The 8,001-nt window shown below is 39.7% G+C and carries 11 protein-coding genes; all 11 read left to right on the top strand.

Annotation, left to right across the window (positions count from 1 at the left end):
* A partial coding sequence (locus tag KEM10_RS23035) for a hypothetical protein (protein WP_212220467.1) occupies positions 1 to 268 on the top strand: 268 nt, incomplete at its 5' end.
* 13 nt (positions 269 to 281) lie between these two features.
* Complete coding sequence (locus KEM10_RS23030) at positions 282 to 590, top strand: DUF4134 domain-containing protein (protein ID WP_212220464.1); 309 nt, start codon at positions 282 to 284, stop codon at positions 588 to 590.
* Position 591: 1 nt separating this feature from the next.
* Entirely contained in the window at positions 592 to 900 is a 309-nt protein-coding gene (locus KEM10_RS23025) for a DUF4133 domain-containing protein (RefSeq protein WP_212220460.1), read from the top strand.
* A gap of 40 nt (positions 901 to 940) precedes the next feature.
* Positions 941 to 3,325 (top strand): TraG family conjugative transposon ATPase, encoded by a 2,385-nt coding sequence (locus tag KEM10_RS23020; RefSeq protein WP_212220457.1) that lies wholly within the window; start codon positions 941 to 943, stop codon positions 3,323 to 3,325.
* A 17-nt stretch (positions 3,326 to 3,342) separates the two neighbouring features.
* Entirely contained in the window at positions 3,343 to 4,002 is a 660-nt protein-coding gene (locus KEM10_RS23015; RefSeq protein ID WP_212220454.1) for a hypothetical protein, read from the top strand.
* A gap of 3 nt (positions 4,003 to 4,005) precedes the next feature.
* Positions 4,006 to 4,710 (top strand): hypothetical protein, encoded by a 705-nt coding sequence (locus tag KEM10_RS23010; RefSeq protein ID WP_212220451.1) that lies wholly within the window; start codon positions 4,006 to 4,008, stop codon positions 4,708 to 4,710.
* Between the two features lie 33 nt (positions 4,711 to 4,743).
* The gene (locus KEM10_RS23005; RefSeq protein WP_212220448.1) at positions 4,744 to 5,679 is read left to right on the top strand and encodes a hypothetical protein; all 936 of its coding nucleotides are present in this window, start codon (positions 4,744 to 4,746) and stop codon (positions 5,677 to 5,679) included.
* A 32-nt stretch (positions 5,680 to 5,711) separates the two neighbouring features.
* The gene (gene traK / locus KEM10_RS23000) at positions 5,712 to 6,338 is read left to right on the top strand and encodes a conjugative transposon protein TraK (protein ID WP_212220445.1); all 627 of its coding nucleotides are present in this window, start codon (positions 5,712 to 5,714) and stop codon (positions 6,336 to 6,338) included.
* A gap of 9 nt (positions 6,339 to 6,347) precedes the next feature.
* The gene (locus KEM10_RS22995) at positions 6,348 to 6,650 is read left to right on the top strand and encodes a hypothetical protein (protein ID WP_212220442.1); all 303 of its coding nucleotides are present in this window, start codon (positions 6,348 to 6,350) and stop codon (positions 6,648 to 6,650) included.
* On the top strand, positions 6,631 to 7,761 hold the full coding sequence (gene traM, locus KEM10_RS22990; RefSeq protein ID WP_212220439.1) for a conjugative transposon protein TraM: 1,131 nt from the start codon (positions 6,631 to 6,633) through the stop codon (positions 7,759 to 7,761). Before KEM10_RS22995 ends, traM begins: the two co-directional genes overlap by 20 nt.
* A 10-nt stretch (positions 7,762 to 7,771) precedes the next feature.
* A partial coding sequence (locus tag KEM10_RS22985) for a hypothetical protein (protein ID WP_212220436.1) occupies positions 7,772 to 8,001 on the top strand: 230 nt, incomplete at its 3' end.

Here is an 8,001-nt window from a genome sequence, read left to right as displayed (position 1 = left end):
ATTCAAAAGCAAACCTGAGATCTTTGAATTGGAGGAAGAGACAGGTCATCCACAAACTAAAACCATTCATTCAGCCGATTTGCTTTTAGATAAAAACATTACAAAAACGTCTGCCGGACAAGCACTGGAAATCAGTAAGTCCTCAGATCCTGATCTTAGCGGTTATTCATTAGATGAGCTGGATCATCCCGATACAAAACACCGGGAATCCTTTATCAAGGAGCTGCAATCTAAAGCTGGCAAATCAACTTCTTCAAGAATTAACTAAAACCTATAATAATATGAAAACTAGGAATATTATTCGTAAAGGATACTCAGCATTGATAATGCTGTTTGTCGCCACAAGTATTGTGATTGCACAATCATCAGACGGAATTGATCAGGCAACCACAGAAGTGAGATCCTACGTTGATCCCATTTCCAATTTGATCATTGCCTTGGGAGCCGTCATTGGATTGATTGGTGGAATCAGGGTGTATATAAAGTGGCAAAGTGGAGATCAGGATACCCAGAAGGCACTGATGGGTTGGTTTGGAGCTTGTTTGTTTTTGATATTGGTGGGTGTGGTCATCGGTGCTTTCTTTGGTTAAGATGAAGGGTAAGGAGTACTATCATATCAGCAAGGTAGATGATCGAATCTATATCAAAGGCTTTTCAGGTATACTGGTGTATAAGGCTCTATATACCATTTTGGCAGCCTTTGGAGGATTTACGGTTCTCTACCTGCTGACCGGCCCTTTAATTGCCGTATTTCTCATTGTACCATCATTATTGATTGCACTCTATCGATTAAATAAGCTACAGAAAAAATATGGTCCCGATGGATATATGAAAAAGCGCATGTCAGGCAGATTACCAGATTTCATCATTGTTCGCTGCAAACCATGCGACTATCTCTAAAAAAAATGGTAAAGCAAGATCTCTGAATTAAGCAAACCAAATGAAGACTAAAACAATTTCTGATTGTATGCCTGTTTTGGGATTTGAGGATAATATTCTGATCTCTCCGGGAATGGATATGACTTTGGGTATCAGAATTCACTTACCGGAGCTTTATTCATGCAGCAGGGAACAATTGTTGGGTATACATGATGCTTTTAAACGAATTGTAATGATGTTGCCAGCGGGTGTTTTATTGCACCGGCAGGATGTATTTCTCGATTCGGTTTATCAATGTACAACAGATCAGAGTCAATCGTTTCTGACAGGTTGTTACCTAAATCATTTTAATGGGCGATCCTATCTGAAACAGGAAAGTTATCTCTTTATCTCAGCAATGAACAATGGTTTACTGAAAAACTGGCTGGGAAATAGTCTCCTTACACCATCTAAGCAAAAAAAGAAGATTACCGGGCAACGTGATCAGTTGAAAGAAATACAATGTAATATAAGTGGGCAACTTCGGCAATCAGGAATAGAATGTGAGGAGATAGGAATGGAAGAGATGAGGCTACTCATCAATCAATATATGACATTGGGGTTTGAAACAGAAAATAACATATTAAGTAACCCAGACTTCAGGGATCATCTAAAAGTAGGAGGACAGTTTGTTGAATTTTGCAGCCTGAGTGATTATGCCCATCTGCCCTCAGAGGTAAGTCCGGTAAGCCGCCACCCCGGAAATCATCTGCCGGTATCAATGTTGTATCCGGTCAGTCATGGACTGAACTTCTCTCATATCGTCAATACCTTTTTGTATATGGGTAACCAGACAAATATTAAGAGTCGTCTGGAAAACAGTCAGAAAAAGATCTTCTCTTTATCCCGCTTTTCAACTGAAAACAAACTGAACGCTGTTTTATTGAGTGATTTTCTGGAGGATGTTCAGCAAACAGGAGAGCCTATTATTCGGACTCATTGTAACCTGATGTATTTTGATCATTCGTTACGAGGACTGAAACAGAAGAGAAGTGAAGCCGGTACTGCTTTCTCATCTGTTAACTGCTTACCTTATCGTCATAGTTTTGATTTGCCCTTAATGTTTTGGGCTTCCATGCCGGGAAGTACACAATTGCCGGAATCAGAAACCCTATTGTTACAGGCCCCACAAGCTTGCTGTCTGATGAATTTTGAAGGGAGTATTACCAATAGTCGTTCCTCTTTTTTTATTCATTTCTCTGATCGGAAAAACGCCTGTCCTGTTAAAGTGGATGTTTCAGATGAACCCATGGAGAAGCATTGGGTACATAACCGGAATAAGATCATCATAGGCGGCTCCGGCTCCGGAAAATCATTTTTAACCAATCATCTGTTAAGGCATTACGGAGAAAGCAACAACTGCCATACCGTGTTGCTGGATGTAGGGCGTAGTTATGAGATGCTGGTACATTATCTGGATGAGCAACTAAAGATGCAGGGAGGAGCCATGCATATTGAATTTACAGAGGAACACCCCATCTCATTCAATCCTTTTGTTCTGACCGACGGTCTGTCAACCGAACGAAAGCAGACCATTTTATCTGTCCTTTATACCATATATAAACCTCAGTTGTCAGAGATAGATAAAGATGTGATAGCACAATCGGTGCTGGCTTATTATAAGCAATGTACCGGCAATTATTCTTTCGATACTTATTATGATTTTGCTAAAGGATGGATTCCGGAACTAGTTAAAGAAAAAGGATTGTGCTTTAATTCCGGTGAATACTTTTTTATTCTGAGTAAATATTACCGAGATGGTGAATATGGTTACCTGCTAAATCGGCAGATGATCACAGATGAATTCTTTAACTGTCCGTTTATTGTTTTTGAACTGGATAATATTAAGGATCATCCGGTTATTTTTCCCGTAGCCACCTTAATCATCATTGATATTTTCCTGCAAAAGATGCGATTATTAAAAGGAGTCAGAAAAGTAATTTGTATTGAAGAGGCCTGGAAAGCCATCGCCACACCTCAGATGGCAGGTTATATCAAGTACTTTTTTAAAACCATTCGTAAATTCTTTGGGGAAGCCATTGTTGTTACTCAGGAGATCGAAGATATAATTTCCAGTCCATTGATTCGTGATGCCATTGTCAATAATGCAGATACCAAGATTCTTCTGGATATGAGCAAATTTGCCAATAAGTTTGATACCATCAGTCAGGTGTTGGGATTAAGCTCTTTTCAAAAAGAACAGATACTCTCCGTTAACAGAGACTTACCCACCAATCGAAAACTTAAAGAATGTTTCATCGCCTGGGGAAGCCACTCTCGGGTTTATGCTTTGGAAACCAGTCGTCAGGAATATTGGTGTTATACCTCGGAGGAAAAGGAAAAACAAAGCATGATACGGAAGATGAATGATCACGCATCATTTATCGAATTACTCAACGCATTATAAATCTAAAATGAATCATTATGAAAAAGCTTATCACACTTGTCTTATTTATGAATATTCTGGTTAGCAATCAGGTTATTCAGGCTCAGCTGGCTGTCAGCGATGTGGGAGGAGGAATACAAAGGGAAGCCTTATGGACACAGGAGAAAGGTATACTAAGTAAAATGAACTGGTATAATATGCTGATTCATGCACTCAACGGAGATATCAAAGGTCTGACGGGAGAACTGTTGGGTATTGATCAGGAATTACTGGATGCCGTTGAAAATGTATCCGGGCTGATCAAAGATTATAAACGCATTCAGGAAACACGTGAGCTCTTGAGTAAGATACTCGAGATATATACAACTAAGGTACCTCATTTACTCGAAGACCAAAATTTTACACCCCAACAGGCAGCGGCTATCTTACAGGCTTTTGATATCATACTGACCGATAGCAGAGATTTGGTGATTAATGTTCTGAATACCATAACTATTGATAAAGCCTTTTTGATGGATGACAAAGCCCGATATGATGTGATCAACGGGATATACAGGCAGGTTAATCATCATTATGGTACCATTTGCTATCTCTACAACAAGATACTCTATGCTTCTTATATGAAGAGCTATACACTTGGGGACCTCAAAAAATTTGCTTTTTACTATAGCTTATATGACAATGGCTTAAATAACTGAATGATGAAAAAGCTTTTCATATTATTGGTGTTGATAGTATTCAGTGGACTACAAATAGAAGCCCAGGATGCCTTTGCTGTCAAGAAATGGAGCGGACGCTATCCGACGATGAATAATGATTATCCCTTCACCTTTGTGTGCTGGAAAGGTTGGTTACCTCCGGTACCTCATTTCTTTGTTCGGTTGTATCCGTCTCACTACTATTATTATCTGAATTCAGTTCCTGTCTATGATGTTAAGAGTTATGCGGAGGAAGTGATATATCAGGGACTAAAACTGGTATTAAAAGAACTGGATAGAAGCACCCTGGAAAAAACGTTTAGTAAGGTTGAAGGCATTCAATTGAATCAAACCGGGCAGGAAGCCATAGAATCTTTTTTACGTAACAGTCGCCTGAAAGAGATACCTGATTTATTTGCCAATCAGGATGCATTTTTAAACTCAAAGGTATCTCTGGAAACAAATGTGGATCTGCCGGCTGAATTAACAGAGATTTTTATCAGGGAGATTCAACGCACACAGGAAGACTACTCGCTGATCAATAAGATGGATTGTCTTCAGGAAGATAAAATCAGAGCAAATGCTACAGTTAATAACGCTTTACGTGAGCTGAATGGTACCATCTTATATACCATCCAGAAGGTGCAATATTGGCAATACTACAGCCGGATGAGAGAAACTCATCTGGATTTTTTGGCCGGCAGATAGAAACAGATCACTTCTCAATAAATAATACGGATAATGGATTTACAGGATTTCTTTGATTTTACCGAATTACTGATTGATGCAGGGATTGATAATGCTCGCCTATTGGTAGAACTGGCAAGAGCCATCGGGGGAATAGCCGCTTTGCTTTTTATTGCCAAAAGGATTTTTGAACAGCTGATAGCTGATAATCCAATCATTATACTGCCCTTGTTAAGACCATTTGCATTGGTCTTGGTTATTACCTTCTGGGGACCTTTTATTAAACTACTGATGGTCCCCACCAATGGTTTGACACAACTATCAGAAGAGATTTATGCTGATCGTCAGGAGCTGGTCAGTCAGCGTTTAATAGAAAAGCAGGAAGCTATCCTAAGAGTCGATGTGCCGGCCTTTGTGGAGAATCCTGATAAAGAAGCTGATTTGTGGGATAAAGGAATTAATGTGTTGTTGACTACCTACAACATAATTACAGGCAGAGCCATTCGTAACCAGGTGACTTATTATACAATGGAAGGATTGAGATATGTTACTGAAGTAGCTTTTGAGGTGGTAGTATACCTGATTGCATTCTTACGGACCGTGTTTTGTGTTTTATTGATCGTATTTGGTCCGTTGGTCTTTGCTCTGTCCATTTTTGACGGTTTTCAGGATAGTTACCTCCAATGGATTGCCCGCTTTATTAGTGTGAATCTGTATTTGCCCATTGCACTGATTGTACTCTCACTGACTCAACAATTGTTAGTATATGTGTTGGGCAAAGAAATAGAGTTGATCAACAGTATGGGTCAGTATGAAGCTTCTTTTTTCTTTGTCACAGGCCTGATCGTTCCGGTATGCGGTATTTGTGGACTGGCAATGGTACCTAAAATATCAGGCTGGATAGTAAACACTTCAGGAACAAGTACAGGAGGCGGAAGAATACTTCGAACAGCTGCCATGATGGCCGTCAGTAAAGGGGCTTTGAAATAGATTACTAATCAGTTAAATCGACCCGATTACACATGAGACAACTATTTGATATACAGCAAAAGTTCCGATGGACAGTTTATGTGCTGCTGACAACAACCGTTTTATCAATCGGTTTTGGAACCTATTCTTATTGGATGGCTTTGCAACTGGCAGAGCGTTCGAGGCAAAAGATTTATGTACTTGATAATGGTCAATCCCTCTTACTAGCCCTGCGTTCTGATATATCTGAAAACAGAGAGGCGGAAGCACGAAATCATGTGAAACGATTCCATGAACTCTTTTTTACCCTGGAACCGGATAAGGAATATATCGAAAGTAATATCAGGGAAGCATTGTATCTGGCTGATCAAAGTGCCATGAAACAATACAGAAGCTTTAAAGAAAGTAATCTGTACAATCGTCTGATTGCTTCCAATGTGAGTATGACCTTGAAAACGGATTCTGTCAGAGTTGATTTTTCATCTTATCCCTATGCGTTTCATTATTACGGACGCCAGAAAATTGTGCGTAAAAGCAATACCACTATACGTCAGCTAATGACCAAAGGATGGCTCAGAAACATTTCCCGAACAGAAAATAATACTCACGGATTCCTGATTGAAAATTGGATCATAGAAGATAACAGCGATATACAAACCACGCGAAGAAAAAACTATTAAAACCGGATCATGAACATCAGGGAAAAAATAAAGCGATGGATTGAACTGGCAGATCATCAGGATAAGCAGCTGGCAAGGAAACACCGGATTCGTAAATGGATAGCTATAACCGGAATGTTGGCTGTTCTTTTTATCCTGTCTTTTATTCAACAGTTGAAACCGGAATTCAATCATTATTCCATGCCGGAGACTCAATCAGGACAGACTCATGCCTGTGACTCCGTTTCCTTATCCAACAATCCGTTTGAGCTGCCTGCAGATTCATTTGAACAACTATTAAAACAGAAGATCGATGAAAGAAATACTGATTAAAAACAAGCAATTACTGGTACTTCCTTTGATTGTTCTGCCTTTTCTCTTCCTGATATTTTACGTGCTCGGAGGAGGACAGGGAACAGATCTTAAACAACCTGGAGAACAGGTGGACGGAGCCAATTATCAATTGCCGGAGGCTGATCGTCAGATCGGTATACTGGATAAGAAAGAGGCTTACCAAAGGCAGCAAAAACAAAATGAAGAACGACCTGTCAGCTTTTCCTTTGATTCATTGTCAGGTCCTGAACAGATACAATTGTCTGATGAGTTGGGGGAAGAGGAAGCAAGGGATATTATGAACCGGCATATGCAACAACAGCAGGAATCGGTACAGGAAGCTTTATCAGAGCACGGTTCTAAAGAAACGCAAGTGGTGACAATGTCAGAAGCTGCAGTTAATTCAAAAATGACTAAAACTCAAAAATCACAATACTCCAAAAAGAAAAAGACTCAGCCATATGACGGAGATGTGAATCAAGCGCTATCCTCATTTGAAGCCATGGAGGCGCTTATTTACAATCATGAAAAGATGGCAAGACAGAATGATTCACTGCTTAGAGAATTGCAGAAAATGCAATATCAAAGAAAACCGGAAGATAAAAATGAAGTTCTCAAAGTGAAAGTTTCGGGGCAAGTGCATCAACGATCTGTTGGTGATGATTCTATTATTATGGTATCGGTAATGAATGATTGTACCGTCCGAAGCGGGAACAGGGTTATGATATGCCTGGAAAAAGATATTCTAATTGACGGAATCAATATAAAAGCAGGAACTCCAATCTATGGTTTGTGCAAATCCGACAATGAACGTTTGCAGATACAGGTTACTTCCATACCAACGAGAGGCACCTTTTTACCGGTAGATCTTGCAGCTTATGACACAGATGGAATAAAAGGGTTGTACATCCCTGATCATGCAGCCAGAAAGATATACAAAGACGTGGTTGGAGATGTTAATCCCTCAGTTCTTTTTACACCGGAAGGAGAGGCCTTGACTTATATGGGGCTGAATGCTGCAGGAAACATGGCACGCACCATGATGAAATCAGTCCGGGAGAAAAAGGTTCATCTAAGACAAAACACCCTAATCATCCTTAAAAATAATTAATACTGAAGCTATGAAAAAATTAATCTTGATAGTCAGTCTGTTTCTGATGATTGTATCAATGAAAGCAGGGAATAAAATAAAGGTGAACACTGATAATTTTGTGCACCTGATGTGTCATTCCACCATCTCATATGTTCAGGTGGGTGATGCAGAAAAGCTGCTTGCGGAGCCATTGGAACATTATCCTCATGTTCTTCGGTTTAAGGCTCTGCAGGAATTTGAAGGAAAGTGCTCAATGAG

Origin of the sequence: Carboxylicivirga linearis (genome assembly GCF_018271995.1) — a bacterium.
Lineage (GTDB): Bacteria > Bacteroidota > Bacteroidia > Bacteroidales > Marinilabiliaceae > Carboxylicivirga > Carboxylicivirga linearis.
The sequence above is the reverse complement of the archived record's forward strand: the minus strand, read 5'-3'. Positions and strand labels throughout refer to the sequence as shown.